Genomic DNA, 17,468 nt, shown 5'->3' with positions numbered 1-17,468 from the left:
TCATGCCTCGGCCTGAGCTTGCGCCAGTGCCCGGGCATTCTGCAGACGGCGGGTGAGCAGGGCCACGCACACCACCAGCAAACCGCACAGGCTGATGACCATGGCCATCGGCACGGCGGTGCCGTCGTGCAACACCCCTACCAGCGCCGAAGCGGCGGCGGCGACACTGAATTGCATACAGCCGAGCAGCGCCGAAGCACTGCCGGCCCGTGCACCCTGCCCGTTCATCGCACAAGCGGCAGCATTGGGGCTGATGCAACCCAGGCTCGACACGCAGATGAACAGTGGAATCAGCAGCGGCCACAAGGACTCTGTGTGCATTGCGCTGACCGCGAGCAGCGTCAGCCCGGCGGCGAAGTAAACCCATACCGCCCGCGACAGCAGGAATGCCGGGCCGCGCTTGGCCAACATCCGCGCGTTGACCTGCGCCACCAAAATGAACCCCGCCGCGTTGGTGCCGAACAGCCAGCCGAAATGCTCGGCCGGCACGCCATACAGTTTGATGAAGATAAACGGCGAACCGGCGATGTAGGCAAACATCCCGGCGATGGCGATGCCGCCGGTCAGGGCGTGGCCGAGGTAAACCCGGTCCTTGAGCAAGCGCCCGTACTGACGCAGCGCGCCGGACAACGGCTGACGCGGCATGTGCGCCGGCATACTTTCCGGCAGCCCCAGCGCCACGGCCAATCCGGCCAGCGCGCTGAATCCGGTCAGCACCAGGAAGATCGACTGCCAGCCTGTGGTGTTGACCAGCAGACCGCCGAGCATCGGCGCCAGAATCGGCGCCAGGCCCATCACCAGCATCAATTGCGAAAAGACTTTCGCCGAACCGACTGCGTCGCACTTGTCGCTGACCACCGCCCGGGAAATCACCATCCCGGCACAGCCGCCCAGCGCCTGGACGAAACGCGCACCGATCAGCCATTCCAGGTTTGGCGCATAAGCGCAGGCCAGGGATGCCAAGGTGAACAGCGTAAGGCCCACCAGCAACGGGATGCGTCGACCGAAGCGGTCCGCCACCGGGCCATAAGCCAGTTGGCCGATGGACAGACCGGCGAAATACGCCGCCAGCGTCATCTGCACGTGTTTCTCGTCGGTGCCGAACGCCAGCGCCATCGAGGGAAAGGCAGGTAAATAGAAGTCGATCGCCAAGGGCCCGAAGGCAGTCAAGGCACCGAGAATCAGAATGGTACGGAAGTTCATCAGGCATCCAGGTTGGCAAGTCGGCAGCCCGACAGTCTAGCCGCGCCCGAACGCCTTGAACATTCCGATAGCTCGCTAACGATCAAATTCAGACGAGCTTCACCTCATATCCTTCCTCGCGGATCGCTTCGATGACCTGATCAGCACTCATGGCGCTTTCGACGCCGACCTCTTTAGCCGCCAGATCAACCCGCACACTGGCCGCTGGATCCTTGGCCTGCACGGCGTTGGTGATGGCTTTGACGCAGTGACCGCAGGACATGCCTTGAACGTTGAACACTTGCATGGAATGACTCCTTTGAGTGAGGTTGCCCGCAGTCTCGAGCTTGCCACGATGGCAAGGTCAAGTTCTTCAATAAACTGCCGGGCTGGCAATCGGCGCCGCGCTCGGCCAAGCTGCGTACATCAATGACTCGATTCAGGAGATTCAGCCATGCGCTGGTCAGCTTTCAGCCTGTTTGGCTTTCTCAGCCTCTTTGCCGCCGTCCCTCAAGTGCAAGCTGCTGGCGAGGATTATGCGGTGCTGATCATTTCCCGCGAGCGCCTGGAAGTGTCGACTTCTTGCGAGATCGGCGTGTACATCCAGGATCAGCTTTCGGCGCGGCTGCTGCAGGAGCAAAGCATTTCCTTCAACTTGCCGCCGGGCACTGTTTCGCTGCGCTTGAAGTTGCTGCCGGGACAGGTCGCCGGTTGTAACCCGGGGATGCTCGCGCCGGGGTCGCAGGAGATCAAACTGCATGCCGGTGATGTGCTGAAGTATCGGTTGGCGATGAATTCGGAAGGCGTCTACTTGAAGCCTGCGGCTCTCGAATACTGAGTCGCTAGCCAAAAGATCGCAGCCTTCGGCAGCTCCTACAGGGATTGCACTCCAATGCAGGAGCTGCCGAAGGCTGCGATCTTTTGCTTTTGAGATTGGCGCTTGACCTTGCCCGCATGGCAAGGTTGATCCTTGTAGGCATCTACTACAGGGAGTACGACCGATGTCCGATTCCATCACGTTCGATCTGCCGATTGCCGGCATGACCTGCGCCAGTTGCGCCGGCCGTGTCGAGCGGGCGTTGAGCAAAGTCAGCGGTGCCAGTGCCGTCAGCGTCAACCTCGCCACCGAGCAGGCCCGCGTACAGGCACCGGGCGACAGTCTGCCGGCGTTGCTGGACGCGGTCGAACGCGCCGGTTACAGCGTCCCGCAGCAGACTATCGAATTGAATATCGAAGGCATGACCTGCGCGTCCTGCGTCGGCCGCGTCGAGCGCGCCCTGAACAAAGTCCCCGGAGTGAAGAACGTCAGCGTCAACCTGGCCAACGAACGTGCACACCTCGAATTGCTCGGTCAGGTCGACCCGCAAACGCTGCTTGAGGCCGTGAGCAAGGCCGGTTATTCGGCCAGCGTCTGGCAAGCCGAACACCCGCAAACCGATAACCAGCAACAGCGCCTCAAGCATGAACGCTGGGCGCTGATCTGCGCGATCGCCCTCGCCCTGCCGCTGGTGGCGCCGATGTTGCTGCAACCGTTCGGCATCCACTGGATGCTCCCGGCCTGGGCGCAATTCGCCCTCGCCACGCCCGTGCAGTTCATATTCGGTGCACGCTTTTATGTAGCGGCGTGGAAAGCCGTTCGCGCTGGCGCCGGGAATATGGACTTGCTGGTGGCCCTCGGCACCAGCGCCGGCTACGGTTTGAGTCTTTACGAGTGGGCCACCGCCGCCGGGCGCATGCCGCATCTGTATTTCGAAGCGTCGGCGGTGGTCATTGCGTTGGTGCTGCTCGGCAAATACCTGGAGAGCCGCGCCAAACGCCAGACCGCCAGCGCCATCCGCGCGCTGGAAGCATTGCGTCCGGAACGGGCGATTCAAGTCATCGACGGTCGCGAGCAGGATGTCGCCATCAGCGCCTTGCGCCTGAACGATCTGGTGCTGGTCAAACCCGGCGAGCGTTTCCCGGTCGACGGCGAAGTCATCGAAGGCCAGAGCCACGCCGATGAAGCACTGATCAGCGGCGAAAGCCTGCCGGTACCGAAACAACCCGGAGACAAAGTCACCGGCGGCGCGATCAACGGTGAAGGCCGCTTGCTGGTGCGCACCCAGGCGCTCGGCGCAGAAACCGTGCTGGCGCGGATCATCCGTCTGGTAGAGGACGCTCAAGCCGCGAAAGCACCGATCCAGAAACTGGTGGATAAAGTCAGCCAGATCTTCGTGCCAACGGTGTTGCTGATCGCGTTGGTGACACTGATCGGCTGGTGGCTCTACGGCGCGCCAATGGAAACGGCACTGATCAACGCCGTCGCGGTGCTGGTCATCGCCTGCCCGTGTGCGCTGGGGCTTGCCACGCCGACGGCGATCATGGCCGGCACCGGCGTAGCGGCGCGCCACGGCATTCTGATCAAGGACGCCGAAGCACTGGAACGCGCCCATGCAGTCAGCAGTGTGGTCTTCGACAAAACCGGCACGCTGACCTCCGGCACGCCGCGCATTGCCCATTTCAGTGCAGTGGATGGTAATGAAGACACGCTGCTGAAACTGGCCGGTGCGCTGCAACGCGGCAGTGAACATCCGTTAGCCAAAGCGGTGCTGGATGCCGCAGCGGAACGAGGCCTGAACGTGCCGGATGTCAGCGACAGTCAATCGCTGACCGGTCGCGGCATCGCCGGCAATCTTGAAGGCCGGCGTCTGGCGCTGGGCAATCGGCGGATGCTCGAAGAAAGTGCTTTGAACGCGGACAACCTGAGCGAATCTGCCCAGACTTGGGAAGCCGAGGGCCGCACCCTGTCGTGGTTAATCGAACAAAGCCCGGAACCGAAAGTACTCGGTTTGTTCGCCTTCGGTGACACCCTGAAACCCGGTGCACTGGAAGCCGTGCAGCAACTCGCCGCCCGGGATATCCACAGCCATCTGCTGACCGGCGACAACCGTGGCAGCGCTCGCGTGGTCGCCGAGGCCCTCGGCATCAGCAATGTCCACGCCGAAGTGCTGCCAGCGGACAAAGCCGCGACCGTCACCGAGCTGAAAAAAACCGGCGTGGTCGCCATGGTCGGTGACGGCATCAACGACGCCCCGGCCCTCGCCGCTGCCGACATCGGTATCGCCATGGGCGGCGGCACCGACGTGGCCATGCACGCGGCGGGCATCACCCTGATGCGCGGCGATCCACGGTTGGTGCCGGCGGCGCTGGAGATCAGTCGCAAGACTTATGCGAAGATCCGCCAGAACCTGTTCTGGGCCTTCGTCTATAACCTGATCGGCATTCCGCTGGCGGCGTTCGGTTTTCTCAATCCGGTGCTGGCCGGTGCGGCCATGGCGCTGTCGAGCGTCAGCGTGGTGAGCAATGCGCTACTGTTGAAAACCTGGAAACCCAAGGACCTGGAGGAACACCGATGAACATCGGCCAAGCGGCCAGACACAGTGGCCTGAGCGCGAAAATGATCCGCTATTACGAGTCGATCGGCCTGCTCAAAGCGGCGCATCGCACCGACAGCGGTTACCGGGTCTATGGCGACGATGATCTGCACACGCTGGCGTTTATCAAGCGCTCGCGGGATCTGGGCTTTTCGCTGGAGGAAGTCGGCAAACTGCTGACCCTCTGGCAGGATCGCCAACGGGCCAGCGCCGATGTCAAAGCCTTGGCCCGCCAGCACATCGACGAGTTGAATCAGAAGATCCGCGAGCTCGGCGAACTGCGCGACACCCTGCAAGACCTCGTCGAGCACTGCAACGGCGACCACCGCCCCGATTGTCCGATCCTCAAGGAGCTGGCGTCGGGCTGCTGCGCGCAACCCGCCCGCGCTTGAGCGCCAAAAACTTTATCGTGAGCAATGTGCCGAGGGGAATGCCGTGGAACAGCATGACCACGGCACCCGGCGTCCACCAGGCGTAGAACGGCGCGGCAATCAGCATGCCGATGCCGAACCCGGTCATTTGCAGCAAAGTCAGCACGCTGAAGATCGGCAGGCGCAATTGCTCGGGTTCACGTTGCAGACGCGACATCAGCCCGACTTCGGAAAAGCCGTCACCCAGTCCCGCCGGCAATGAAAACAGCAGCAGGCCGTAGAGGCTGTGTTGCTGGAACATCAGGATAAAGCCGCAGGACATCAGCGCCACGCCGAAGAAAAACCGCCGTTCCAGATGGATGTTGTCCGAGCCTTTGAGACGGCTGGCGATTCGCGCACCGAGGAGCTTGCCGCTGGCCCACACTGCGAGCATCAGCCCCAGCGTGGTACTCGCCGACTCCGGCGTGAGCAGTCTGGAGATGATCGGAAAGCCGACGTTGTGCGCGGCGCTGCCCAAAGTGTCGGCCATGGTGACCGCGAGCATCGCGGCAATCACCGGCGCAGAGCGCAGGCCTTGCTTGAGCGCTGTCCATTCGCCGCGTTCCGGTGCGTCGTTGACGGTTGCGGGTGCGAACCGCAGCGGCACAATCAATAACGCGGCCAGCAAATAGGTCAGCGCATTCAGTGCGAACACCGTTTCAAAACCAAACCCCGCCACCAGCAACCCTGAAACCAGGCTGCCGCCAACCATCGCGGCGGACGAGGCCGAGGTGATCCAGGCGTTGGCCTTGAGCAGTTGATCAGCGGGGATCAGACGCGGCAACTGACTGTTGAGGCCGATGGCGAACATCGAGTTGCCCAAGCCCAGACCGAAGGCAATCACCGGCAACAGCATGGCTTGCTGGCTGACAGGCACAATCAATAACAGACCCAGCACACTGGCGCGCAGCAGATCGAACGCGATCAGTGGCGCGCGTCCGCTGCATCGCCGGTAAAACGCGGTGCCGATCAAACTGGCAAAGATCCCCCCACCCACGCGGCTGGCGAGGAAAATCCCGACGCTCATGGCGCTGTTGCTCAGCAGGTAGACGTAGGTGGCCAGCGCGACCATGTTGAGAAAGGCGCCGAAATCGGAGATCAGTCGAGCGGTGACGATCAGGTGGGTGTTGCGCGGGGTGGTCACATTCAGTCCTTGAGTGTGGTTGGAGCGGTGGACAGTAGACGCGAAATTGCGTTGATCCGAAAGGGCCCTCACCCTAACCCTCTCCCAGGGGGAGAGGGGACTGATTGGGGGATGCTGTGGAGATACGCCGACCTGAAATTTCTTTACCGAATCCAAACAGGTCCAAACGCTGACCTCGTCCAATCCATAATCGACCCGGTATTTCAGGTCGATGTATGACGCAAGACACCTCGGTCGGCCCCCTCTCCCTCCGGGAGAGGGCTGGGGTGAGGGGCTTTTCTGAGTATCAAAAAAAACCCGGCCGAAGCCGGGTTTCTCATCAAGCGATCACTGCATCCACGGTGGCGGCGGTGGTTCGTCGGACTTGCCTTTCGGCTCGTCGTCCGCTGCCCGGATGGCCTGCTTGCGTTCCTCGTCGAGGCGCGCCGCTTCGATCTCGCGCAACACCCCGCCCACGTCGGCCAGGTCTTCCGGATCATCGAACTCACCGGTCAGCACACTGTTCGGGTGCAGGGTGCCGGCTTCGTACAACGCCCACATTTCCTTGGCGTACTTGGTCAGCTTCAACTCCGGGGCAAAGCGTCCGAAGTAGGAAGCCATGTTGCCAACGTCGCGTTCCAGCATGCTGAACGCGTGGTTGTTGCCGGCAGCGTCGACGGCTTGCGGCAAGTCGATGATGACCGGACCGGTCGGCGTCAGCAGCACGTTGAACTCCGAGAGGTCACCGTGCACCAGACCGGTACACAACATCAGCACGATCTGCGAGATCAGGAACGCGTGATACTCGCGCGCCTGATCCGGCTCCAGCACCACGTCATTGAGACGCGGCGCGGCATCGCCGAACTCGTCGGCCACCAGTTCCATCAACAGCACGCCGTCGAGGAAGTCGTAGGGTTTGGGCACCCGCACGCCGGCGCCGGCCAGACGGAACAGCGCCGCCACTTCGGCGTTCTGCCAGGCATCTTCGGTCTCTTTGCGACCGAACTTGGAGCCTTTTGCCATTGCGCGAGCCTGTCGGCTGTTGCGCACCTTGCGGCCTTCCTGATACTCGGCCGCCTGGCGGAAACTGCGTTTGTTCGCCTCCTTGTAGACCTTTGCGCAACGTAACTGATTGCCACAGCGCACCACATAAACAGCTGCTTCTTTGCCACTCATCAGTGGGCGCAGCACCTCGTCGACCAGACCGTCCTCGATCAGGGGTTCAATGCGTTTTGGAGTCTTCATCAGCTTTTATTGTGGGTCCTTTATTACCAAACACGCGAATGTCACTCGTTATACGGCAATCCTCGCATCACGGGGAGGGGTTGCCGACCTGTGAACGTTGAGAATGCACACACTGTGCCGGATTAAACAGGGCCAACTCTGCGCTCGCGCATCGACCGTGGGGAATCATAGCCGAGGCTGTTGTACTTGTTGGTACATGTCTTCAAGGGCATTTGCGACAGAATCTGACATCCGGCTGATGCCCCTTCGGCAGATTTTTGCAAAGTCGCCTCAATTTCCCTGTTTTGCAGCCGAAGCCCTCAATGACAGAGGGATTTGTCCGGCAATCGTTCCACAACAATCAGCGATGCCGCGCTCGGGGATACGAGTGATCCACAACGTTTTCGGCTGCCAATAAACCACAAGTCATCTGCACTGCGTGGGCCTACAAGAAAATCTGGAGCGCGGATGAACATCAAACAGAAATTGACGTGGGCGTTTGCAATCATCGCCTGCTTGCCGGTAGTGCTGGTCGCAACGCTGGTGGTGATGAACTTGCGCAGCGATGCCCGGGACAGTTTCGTCGACAGCAGCGGTCGCGAAATCCGTCAGGTCAGCAATGCCATGCAGCTGTTTTTTGATGGCATCAGCCAGAACGTCGATTACCTGGCGGCGCAGCCGCTGATCAAAAACACCGACGACAGCCTCAAGACCTACATGGGCGCCAACGCCGAATCCATCCCGCAGGGCGAGATGGACAAAAAGGTCTTCGCGTTCCTCCAGGACCTGGGCAACGCCCACCCGGCTTACGCCTACGCCATCGTTGGCACCGCCGCCGGTGGTTATGTGTCGTGGCCGGACGATCCCAAACTCAACAATTACGACCCGCGTCAGCGGCCGTGGTACAAGGCTGCCCAGGCCAAACCGGGCAAACCGTTGCGGACCGCCGCTTACTACTGGGCGCAGGACGATGCGACCTACGTCAGCACCGTGCGCACCATCGACAACAAACTCGGCAGCAACGGCGGCGTGGTCAGCATCGACGTGACGCTCAAGCAGCTCACCGAGATCGTCAAACAGATCAAGCTGGGCGAAACCGGCTACCTGATGCTCCTGGAAAACAGCGGCACGGTGCTGGTCGATCCGAAACAGCCGGAACACAACTTCAAGCCGCTGGACAGCCTCGGCGAAGGCTATGCGCAGCTGGCCAAGGCCGGCAAAGGCCTGGTCGAAGTCGAGCTTAACGGTGAGCGCTACATGGCCAACGTCTGGCCATCGGAACAATTGGGCTGGACCTTCGTCGGCCTGATCAAGCAGAGCGATGTGATGAGCTCGGCCACGCAACTGACCTGGCTGATCGCAATCATCGCCGCCGTGCTGGCCGTGCTGTTCGCCGTGGTTGGCGCCAGTTTCGCCACCCTCATCGTGCGGCCGATCCGCAGCGTCGCCAGTGGTCTGGAAGGCATTGCGCAGGGCGAAGGCGACCTGACCAAAAACCTCGATATCCGGGGCAACGACGAAACCGCGCAACTGGCCAACTGGTTCAATCAGTTCCTCACCGCGATCCGCAGCCTGATTCAGCATATCGGCGGCGCCGCCGGGAAAATCCTCGCGACCTCGCAGAGTTCGACCCGCGTCTCAAGCGATATGGCCGAAGCCGCCGGGCGTCAGCGTGAAGCCGTCGACATGGTCTCGACCGCGTTCCACGAAATGGTCGCCACCGCCAACGAAGTCGCACGCTCGTGCAGTCAGGCGGCTGACTCCGCCGACAGCGGCCAGCGCCAGGCCCGCCAAGGCCAGCAACAGATTGATGCGGCGGTGCACAGCGTCGATCAACTGAGCCAGGAACTGGAGCAATCGGCGCAGTCAATGCAGCAACTGGAGCGCGACAGCAACGATATCCAGTCGATCCTCGGCACCATCCGCTCCATCGCCGAACAGACCAACCTGCTGGCGCTCAACGCCGCCATCGAAGCGGCGCGTGCCGGTGAACAGGGGCGCGGTTTTGCCGTGGTGGCGGATGAGGTGCGCGCACTGGCCAAACGCACGGCGGATTCGACGGCAGAGATCGATGGCTTGCTCGGCAATCTGGCCAAACGCACCAGTCAGGTCACACAACAGATGCACGCCAGCCTGCAGGTCTCGCAGCAGTCGGTGACGCGTATCGGCGAGGCGCGCGAAAGCTTCGGGCAGATCCGCGAATCGGTGGACGTGATTCGTGACATGAACACGCAAATCGCTACCGCCGCTGAAGAACAGCATCAGGTGGCTGAGGACATCAACCGGCACATCAGCCAGATTCACGGGGATGCGCAGTTGGTGGCAGAACTGGCCAACTCGGCGCGTCTGGATTCGCAGAGTCTGGCGGGGTTGTCGAATGAGCTGGATGGGTTGGTCAGACGGTTTCGTACCTGAACCTCAACAGCCACCCTCATCGGAACGCCGCCCGCCCAGCCCTCTCCCAGAGGGAGAGGGGGCTGACCGAGGTGTCTGGCGTTATGCATCGACCTGAAATACCCCGTCGATTATGGATTCGGTAAAGCAAGATCAGGTCGGTGTAACTCTAAAGCATCCCCCAATCAGTCCCCTCTCCCTCCGGGAGAGGGTTAGGGTGAGGGGCTTTTCAAGCGTCAGCGTTCGATAATGGCGGTGACGCCTTGGCCCCCGGCGGCGCAGATTGAAATCAGCCCCCGGCCCTTCCCCGCCGCGTCCAGCAACTTCGCCAGGTTCGCGACGATGCGCCCACCGGTCGCCGCAAACGGATGCCCGGCCGCCAGCGAACTGCCCTTAACATTGAGCCGGCTGCGATCGATCGCACCCAGCGGCGCGTCGAGGCCCAGGCGCGTTTTGCAGTATTCGGGATCTTCCCAGGCCTTCAGCGTGCACAGCACCTGAGCGGCAAAAGCCTCGTGAATTTCGTAGTAGTCAAAATCCTGCAAGGTCAGCCCGTTGCGTGCGAGCAATCGCGGCACGGCGTACACCGGCGCCATCAGCAGCCCTTCGGCGCCGTTGACGAAATCCACTGCCGCCGCTTCGCCGTCGCGCAGATAAGCGAGGATCGGCAAACCGCGTTCCTTCGCCCACTCTTCACTGCCGAGCAGCACCACAGACGCGCCATCGGTCAGCGGCGTGGAGTTGCCTGCCGTCAACGTGCCTTTCGCGCTTTTTTCGAAGGCGGGTTTCAGCGTTGCGAGTTTATCCAGGGTCAGGTCCGGGCGCAGATTGTTGTCGCGGGTCAGACCAAGGAACGGTGTCATCAGGTCGTTGTGCCAGCCCTCGCTATAGGACGCAGCGAGTTTGTGGTGGCTTTCGAGAGCCAGTTGATCCTGATCTTCACGCGGGATGTTCCAGGTCTGCGCCATCAGTTCGCAGTGCTGCCCCATCGACAGGCCCGTGCGCGGTTCACCGTTACGCGGAAATTCCGGGATCAGGTGTTGCGGCCGCAACTGCAGAAAGGTTTTCAGCTTGTCGCCGGTGGTCTTGGCGCGGTTGGCTTGCAAGAGGATTCTGCGCAGGCCTTCGCTGACACTGATCGGCGCGTCCGAGGTGGTGTCGACGCCACCGGCGATGCCGCTCTCGATCTGGCCGAGGGCGATCTTGTTCGCCACTAGAATCGCCGCTTCCAGGCCGGTGCCGCAGGCTTGCTGAATGTCGTAGGCGGGCGTCGTCGGGGACAGACGCGAGCCGAGCACGCATTCGCGAGTCAGGTTCATATCTCGTGATAATTTCAGCACCGCACCCGCCACCACTTCGCCGATGCGCTGGCCGTGCAGGTTGTAGCGTTCGATCAGGCCTTCGAGAGCGGCGGTGAGCATCGCCTGATTGCTGGCAGTGGCGTACGGCCCGTTGGAACGAGCGAAAGGGATACGGTTACCGCCAATGATTGCGACGCGGCGCAGCTGACTCATGAATAACTCCTTTTCCGAAGGTTTGAATTCACGCCAATCCCCTGTAGGAGTGAGCCTGCTCGCGATAGCGGTGGGTCAGATAAACATTTCTTGACTGATACACCGCTATCGCGAGCAGGCTCACTCCTACAGGGGTCAGCTGTGTTTCTGAATGTGGGTTCGGCAACACAAACGCCGGGGGCAAACTACTCTGCTGTTCTAGCGTAGGCCTTATTGCGTGGATCGAACGATTGATTGCCATCGGTAGTCCACACTTTGAACCCCAACTTCTGGAGAGCGTTCCATGTCTGACCGCTATATCGACTTCGCCAACTCGTCCATTGGCCACCGTCTGGTCGGGGCGCTGGGCCTGCCGTCGCCGGTGCGGCTGGAACGCTGGCAGGCCGGACGCCTGCGGCCGGTGGAAGGGGCGCTGCTGATCGGCGGCGGGCCGCTAGCCGAGCGTGTCAGTGCGTTCGCCAACCGTTTGACCGACGGCATCTACCGCTACGGCGAACAACCGGCAACCGCTACCGAATGGATTCCCGGCCACGGCCCGAAACTCAAAGCCGTGGTGTTCGACGCCAGCGAGTTGCTGCACACCGACCAGCTCAAGCAACTGCGCGAATTCTTCCAGCCGTTGATGAAGAATCTTGAGCACAGCGCCCATCTGGTGATCCTTGGCCGTGCCCCGGAAACCCTCAGTGATCCGTTTGCTGCCAGTGCGCAACGAGCGCTGGAAGGGTTTTCCCGTTCGCTGGCCAAGGAACTGCGCAGCGGCGGCACGCTGCAATTGATCTACGTCGGTGAGGACGCCGAAGATCAACTGGAAGGCCCGCTGCGGTTTTTCCTTTCGCCGAAAAGTGCGTTCGTGTCCGGCCAGGTGATCCGCCTGACGGCTTGTGCGACGCCAGTGACTGACTGGACCCGGCCGCTGGCCGGACGCAAGGCGCTGGTCACTGGTGCGGCTCGCGGTATCGGCGCATCGATTGCCGAAACCCTGGCGCGCGACGGCGCCGAGGTGATCCTGCTCGACGTTCCGCCGGCGAAGACCGATCTGGAAGCCCTTGCCGCCCGCCTCGGCGGCCGCGCGATTACCCTGGATATCTGCGCCGCCGATGCCGCCACGCAATTGATCGAACAACTGCCTGACGGCCTCGATATTCTGGTGCACAACGCTGGCATCACCCGCGACAAAACCCTGGCCAATATGACCCCGGAATTCTGGGACGCGGTGCTGGCGGTCAACCTCAATGCACCGCAAGTGCTGACCCAGGCTCTGCTCGACAGCGGCACGCTGCGCGACAACGCGCGGGTGATTCTGCTGGCCTCGATCAGCGGCATTGCCGGTAATCGCGGGCAAACCAACTACGCCGCGAGCAAGGCCGGGCTGATTGGTCTTGCGCAAGCCTGGGCGCCTACGCTGCTGGAACGTGGGATCAGCATCAATGCCGTCGCCCCCGGTTTTATCGAGACGCAAATGACTGCACACATTCCGTTTGGCCTGCGTGAGGCGGGCCGACGCATGAGTTCGCTCGGTCAGGGCGGTTTACCGCAAGACGTCGCCGAAGCTGTTGCATGGCTGGCGCAACCGGGCACCGGCGCATTCACCGGGCAGGCGCTGCGGGTCTGTGGACAAAGCGTTCTGGGGGCTTAGGCATGAGCATCGAATGGCATACGCTGGATCGCGAACCGAGCCTGCCCGGGCTCTACGCACGGGCGGCGACGCGACGCAAAATCACCGGCACCCAATTACCCGACAGCGGCTTGCGCTGTTGGGTCGATGTCGATGGCCAACGCCTGGCGGCCTATCGCCAGGTCTGCGGATTCGTCGATGACGGTCTGTTGCCGCCGACGTATCCGCACATCCTCGCCTTTGCATTGCAGATGCAATTGCTCACCGCCAAAGCATTTCCGTTCCCGCTGTTGGGCCTGATTCATCTGAGCAACCGCATTCGCGTGTTGCGCCCGATGGGCGGGATCGGTCGCGCGCAGGTCAGCGTGCGCGTGACGAATCTGCAAGCGCATCCCAAAGGTGCGACGTTCGATCTGCTGACCACCCTGGATGATCAGCTCGGGCCGCTGTGGGAAGCGGAAAGCCAGATGCTCTGTCGCGGCGTCAAGCTTGAGGGCGAGCCGGTCGAGCAGACCTGGGAGCCATCGCAATCGCTGGTGGAGGTGGCGCGCTGGAAAGCCCCGGCCGATATCGGTCGGCAATACGCCAAAGTCTCCGGAGACTACAACCCGATTCACCTGAGTGCGGCCAGTGCCAGGTTGTTCGGTTTTCCAACGGCCATTGCCCATGGTTTGTGGAACAAGGCGCGGACCCTCGCGGCGCTGAACGATCATTTGCCCAAGGCCAACCTTGAGATCGCCGTGCACTTTCGCAAACCGGTGCGCCTGCCCAGTGAGGTGACCCTGCTGGCGAGTGCGGCGGGGTCCAGTGGTGAGTTGCGGTTGATCGGTGCGCAAGACCTGGAACACATGGTCGGGCAGTGGCAACCGATTGCCTGAGCACGCGGGATACCGTTAATTGTGTGTATATAACTTAAGTTTTCGTCGTCATTCCCCCTTCCGCTGAAAAAACCAGGGCCTTGATTATCAAGGCCTTTTTTTGTCCGGCTATATCCTGGGTATTAGTCCTTAGGCGCTGAACTTCACCTTATATATAAAGGCGTTAATACCAACTTGAGAATGGCCTGAAACCTGCCCCTGGACTGAGATTGAGCACAACGGGCGAAGGCATCACCGACACCAGATCGGCGAGCCATCGAAGACAACGAACGTTGTGACAGGTGCAAGGAATCTCAATCATGAAAACTCAAGATGTGTGGTGCAAATCGGCAATCGCTCTGGCATTGATTCTCTCCCTCGGCCTCGCCGGCTGCAGCAGCGGCGGTGGCGGCCATCACAGCAGCTCCGGCAGTTCTGCGGCGGACGGCACCGCTGGCACTGGCGGCACCTCGGGTACTGGCGGTACGGGCGGCAGCGGTGATACTGCAGGCACAGGCGGAACCGGCGGGACCGGGAACACAGGTGGTACTGGCGGAACCGGTGGCACCGATCCGACCAATCCAACCAACCCGACAGACCCAACGGATCCGACCAACCCGACCAATCCGACCACTACACCGCTGGTGACCACCACCCTGGTGCAGGATGTCGGTAAGACCGTCGCGGGTGTCGGCGATGGCGTTGGCCAGATCGGCGACTCGCTGAGCACCGTACCGGTGGTCGGTGGTGTGGTGCAGAGTGCGGCCAACACCGCAGGCAATGTTGTCAGCACCTTGGGTGATGGCGTCGCCAATGGCGTAGGCAAACTGGCCACCGACCCTAATGGCCTGACCACCACCGTAGCTTCGGTTGGCGGTGTAGTGACGGATGTTGGCAACGGCGTCTCCGACCTCAGCGCCAAGCTGTCCACTGCGACGGGCAGCGTACCGGTGGTGGGCGGTGTGGTGACCAAAGTCGCGCCGCTGCTTGATGGTGTCGGCGAGAAAGTCACCATGCTCGGCAATACCCTCGACACCACGCTGACCAGCGGCCCGACCAGCCAATTGACGAACAAACTCGGCGGTAGTCTGGTGCCAGTGATTGCGATGGTTGAAAGCACCACGGACAAACTCGGCGCGACCACAGGTCTTGGCGATCCACTCAAAGGCGTGGTTGCGCAAGTCGGCGGCGCGGTGAACACACTGGGCGGCAATGTTACCGATGCGGGTAACGGCAACGCCTTGACCAATACGCTCGGTGGCGCCTTGAGCAATACCGGCACCGCAGTCGGCAAGGCCGGTGGTCTGGTGTCTAACGGCACTGGTTCGGGTACCGGTGGAGTGGGTGGTGGTTTGGGCGGTGGCCTCGGCGGCACCGGTTTGCTGCAAACCGTTGGCGGCGCCGTGGTCAACGTCGGCGCGGGCCTGAATGCCGGCAATACCAATGGCGTGGTCAGCGCAGGCGGCGTTACCGCTGTCGGTCTCGGTAATACCGTCGCGTCGCTCAACACCGTGCTTGGCGGTTCGGGCACCCCGATCACTGCTACGACTTCACCGCTGGCCACGGTTGGCGCCACCTTGGGCGCAGGCCTGAACCCGGTCACCAGTGGCGTTACTAACGTGACTCAGCAACTCGGCGCCGCCACCGGCATCGGCTCACCTGTTGCAGGTCTCACCGGCCAGGTGGGCGGCGCGGTCAGCAGTATCGGCGGCAGCATTGCTGCGACCAACAACCCGGTCACCACCGCAGTCGGTGGTCTGGTCAGCAACGTCGGCGGCACCGTCGCCGCCGTCGGTGGCCTGGTCAACGGCGGTACCAGCGGGGGTACCACCAGTGGCGGTCTGGGCGGTGTACTCGGTGGTCTGACTGGCACCCTGGGAGGCAACAAACGCTAAATTGCACCTGGCCGATTCGACGGCCTCACCTACAGCGCCTACGCTTGGTTGAGGGCGGAAGATTCCCACGAGTCTTCCGCCTTTTTTCTTAGGAAAATTCAGCCCAGTGCCGTGATCTGACCATGGAGTGTCCTATGCGCGTAATGGCATCCCTGCTGTTCCTCAGTCTCAGTTCCGCCGCCCTCGCCGACACCCAGCCCAGCTTTCTCAACAGCAACGAAACCATCCGCAATCTGCCGGTGCCGAACCTGCCGGCCGACGCCTATCGCCCAAGCGCCACGCCGGTGCAAGTGCCGGACGCTGGTGCCGCCACTGCGCAACCGCTGTTGATGGACACCAAGATCAAACTGCAAACCGTGCAGATCGAAGGCGGCACGCTCTACCCGCTCAACGAACTCGCCGAAATCTATAAGCCCCTGATCGGCCGGCAAGCCACGCTCGCCGAGCTGATCGAAGCCACACGCAACATCACCCGACGCTATCAGCAGGACGGTTACCTGCTGTCCTACGCGTTCTTGCCGCAGCAAAATTTCAATGACGGCGTAGCGCGCGTGGTGCTGGTGGAAGGCTACGTCCGCGATATCCAGATCCAGGGCGATGTCGGCCGGGTCAAAGCGCTGCTCGACAAACTGGCGGCGAAGATTCAGGCCGAGCGGCCGCTGACCCGCAAGACCTTCGAGCGCTACACCACGCTGATGACGCGCATTCCCGGGGTGACGATCCAGGCCCAGGTGCCACCGCCCGGCACCACCGACGGCGCCACAACGCTGGTGGCCCAGGCCAGTCGCAAACCCTTCACCAGCACGCTGAGCACCACCGAAGACAACCGCAACGGCACCCAGGCCCTGCTCGGTGTCAGCAGCAATTCGCAAACCGCGATGGGCGAGCAACTGACCCTCAGCGGCCTGTTTCCACCGGGTGACGATCACGAACATTACTACCGGCTCGACTACAACCAGTTCCTCAATGACGAGGGCGCACAACTGGCGCTGTCGGCTTCACGCTACCGTGCTGACCCCGGCACCAATGTCCTGCTCGACAATGGCCTGCAACTCAAACCGCACCGCGAAAACGACCGCTACTCGATCGGTTTCACCCTGCCGCTGATTGCCGCTTCCAACGAACTGCTGACGGCCGGCTCAAGGCTTTACGCGGTCAACGACAAGACCCGCTACAAGGTGATCGGCTTCCCGCTGAGTGTCGAAGAACGCACCGACATCCGCGCCCTCGCCTTCGAGAGCGACTGGCGCAAGGCCGATGCCCGCCAGTTGCGGATCCTCAGCGGCGGCGTGTACCAGGGCCTCGACAGCATGGGCGCGAAAACCAACAACAACGCCATCGACCTCGACTTCTTTCGCCTGCGCCTGTCTGGCGTGCAGAGCGACAAGTTCCTCGACAACTGGCAAGGGGTGCTGTCGGCCGCGTTGTACTGGAGCGACGACACCCTGCCCGACAGCGAGCGCGCGGTGTTCGGCGGGCAGAATTTCGGGCGCGGTTATCCCGACGATCAAGCGTCCGGCGACAAGGGCTGGGGCGTGGCGTACGAGGTCAACTACAGCTTCAACCGCGACGGCAACTGGGTGCGCATCCTGCAACCGTATGTCGTGCTTGATCGCTCGCGCAGTTGGTTCAACGAATTGCCGGTGCGGGCCAACAATCTGTCATCGGCGGCGATCGGGCTACGGTTTGGCGATGCCAAGTACTACAACATTGCGCTGGAAGCGGCGAAGGCGATGTCGGATGAAGCACTGGACACGTTCAATCGCCGGACGCGGTACAGCATTAGTTTCAGTTATCAGTTGTAGGGCCGGGATTGCCCCGACCGTGAATCAAAACAACGA

General features: G+C 61.9%; 13 protein-coding genes and 1 pseudogene. 9 read left to right on the top strand and 5 right to left on the bottom strand.

All coding sequences use genetic code 11. The annotated features are described in order from the left end of the window. Positions 1–1,203, bottom strand: coding sequence for a multidrug effflux MFS transporter (locus H8F23_RS20240; RefSeq protein ID WP_194935557.1), 1,203 nt, complete (start codon positions 1,201–1,203; stop codon positions 1–3). 88 nt (positions 1,204–1,291) lie between these two features. Further along, complete coding sequence (locus H8F23_RS20235; RefSeq protein ID WP_007914683.1) at positions 1,292–1,489, bottom strand: cation transporter; 198 nt, start codon at positions 1,487–1,489, stop codon at positions 1,292–1,294. Between the two features lie 147 nt (positions 1,490–1,636). On the opposite strand from H8F23_RS20235, the gene H8F23_RS20230 reads away from it, so the two are divergent. The 3 genes from H8F23_RS20230 to cueR all read left to right on the top strand — a co-directional run bounded on the left by H8F23_RS20230 (position 1,637) and on the right by cueR (position 4,987). Continuing rightward, positions 1,637–2,020: a hypothetical protein gene (locus H8F23_RS20230; RefSeq protein WP_016987375.1), complete on the top strand. Its 384-nt coding sequence runs from the start codon at positions 1,637–1,639 to the stop codon at positions 2,018–2,020. Between the two features lie 163 nt (positions 2,021–2,183). Further along, positions 2,184–4,577, top strand: coding sequence for a copper resistance metal-translocating P1-type ATPase CueA (cueA, locus tag H8F23_RS20225; RefSeq protein WP_194935556.1), 2,394 nt, complete (start codon positions 2,184–2,186; stop codon positions 4,575–4,577). Next, entirely contained in the window at positions 4,574–4,987 is a 414-nt protein-coding gene (gene cueR, locus H8F23_RS20220) for a Cu(I)-responsive transcriptional regulator (RefSeq protein ID WP_025111722.1), read from the top strand. The genes cueA and cueR overlap by 4 nt, the downstream gene beginning before the upstream one ends. Here cueR and H8F23_RS20215 read toward each other — a convergent pair. Beyond that, the gene (locus H8F23_RS20215; protein ID WP_194935555.1) at positions 4,941–6,149 is read right to left on the bottom strand and encodes an MFS transporter; all 1,209 of its coding nucleotides are present in this window, start codon (positions 6,147–6,149) and stop codon (positions 4,941–4,943) included. The two genes, cueR and H8F23_RS20215, sit on opposite strands and share 47 nt — an antisense overlap. Positions 6,150–6,476: 327 nt before the next feature. After that, positions 6,477–7,373 carry a PA4780 family RIO1-like protein kinase gene (locus H8F23_RS20210; RefSeq protein WP_007914672.1) on the bottom strand — a complete coding sequence of 299 codons (897 nt, stop codon included), beginning with the start codon at positions 7,371–7,373 and terminating at the stop codon, positions 6,477–6,479. A 447-nt stretch (positions 7,374–7,820) separates the two neighbouring features. On the opposite strand from H8F23_RS20210, the pseudogene H8F23_RS29330 reads away from it, so the two are divergent. Together H8F23_RS29330 and H8F23_RS29325 are read left to right on the top strand one after the other, a co-directional pair. Then, positions 7,821–8,909, top strand: a pseudogene (locus H8F23_RS29330) (cache domain-containing protein); the annotation flags it as partial. A 90-nt stretch (positions 8,910–8,999) separates the two neighbouring features. After that, complete coding sequence (locus H8F23_RS29325) at positions 9,000–9,767, top strand: methyl-accepting chemotaxis protein (RefSeq protein ID WP_371748302.1); 768 nt, start codon at positions 9,000–9,002, stop codon at positions 9,765–9,767. A 215-nt stretch (positions 9,768–9,982) separates the two neighbouring features. On the opposite strand, the gene H8F23_RS20200 is transcribed toward H8F23_RS29325, so the two are convergent. After that, positions 9,983–11,260 carry an acetyl-CoA C-acetyltransferase gene (locus H8F23_RS20200; protein ID WP_194935553.1) on the bottom strand — a complete coding sequence of 426 codons (1,278 nt, stop codon included), beginning with the start codon at positions 11,258–11,260 and terminating at the stop codon, positions 9,983–9,985. A 283-nt stretch (positions 11,261–11,543) separates the two neighbouring features. On the opposite strand from H8F23_RS20200, the gene H8F23_RS20195 reads away from it, so the two are divergent. The 4 genes from H8F23_RS20195 (at position 11,544) to H8F23_RS20180 (ending at position 17,432) form a co-directional block, all read left to right on the top strand. Further along, positions 11,544–12,896 carry a 3-oxoacyl-ACP reductase gene (locus H8F23_RS20195; protein ID WP_194935552.1) on the top strand — a complete coding sequence of 451 codons (1,353 nt, stop codon included), beginning with the start codon at positions 11,544–11,546 and terminating at the stop codon, positions 12,894–12,896. A 2-nt stretch (positions 12,897–12,898) separates the two neighbouring features. Continuing rightward, positions 12,899–13,753: a MaoC family dehydratase gene (locus tag H8F23_RS20190; protein WP_194935551.1), complete on the top strand. Its 855-nt coding sequence runs from the start codon at positions 12,899–12,901 to the stop codon at positions 13,751–13,753. Between the two features lie 299 nt (positions 13,754–14,052). After that, positions 14,053–15,627 (top strand): collagen-like triple helix repeat-containing protein, encoded by a 1,575-nt coding sequence (locus H8F23_RS20185; RefSeq protein WP_186620897.1) that lies wholly within the window; start codon positions 14,053–14,055, stop codon positions 15,625–15,627. Between the two features lie 134 nt (positions 15,628–15,761). Next, positions 15,762–17,432, top strand: coding sequence for a ShlB/FhaC/HecB family hemolysin secretion/activation protein (locus H8F23_RS20180; RefSeq protein ID WP_194935550.1), 1,671 nt, complete (start codon positions 15,762–15,764; stop codon positions 17,430–17,432). Positions 17,433–17,468 lie beyond the last annotated feature (36 nt).

This window comes from Pseudomonas neuropathica (genome assembly GCF_015461835.1).
Lineage (GTDB): Bacteria > Pseudomonadota > Gammaproteobacteria > Pseudomonadales > Pseudomonadaceae > Aquipseudomonas > Aquipseudomonas neuropathica.
The sequence above is the reverse complement of the archived record's forward strand: the minus strand, read 5'-3'. Positions and strand labels throughout refer to the sequence as shown.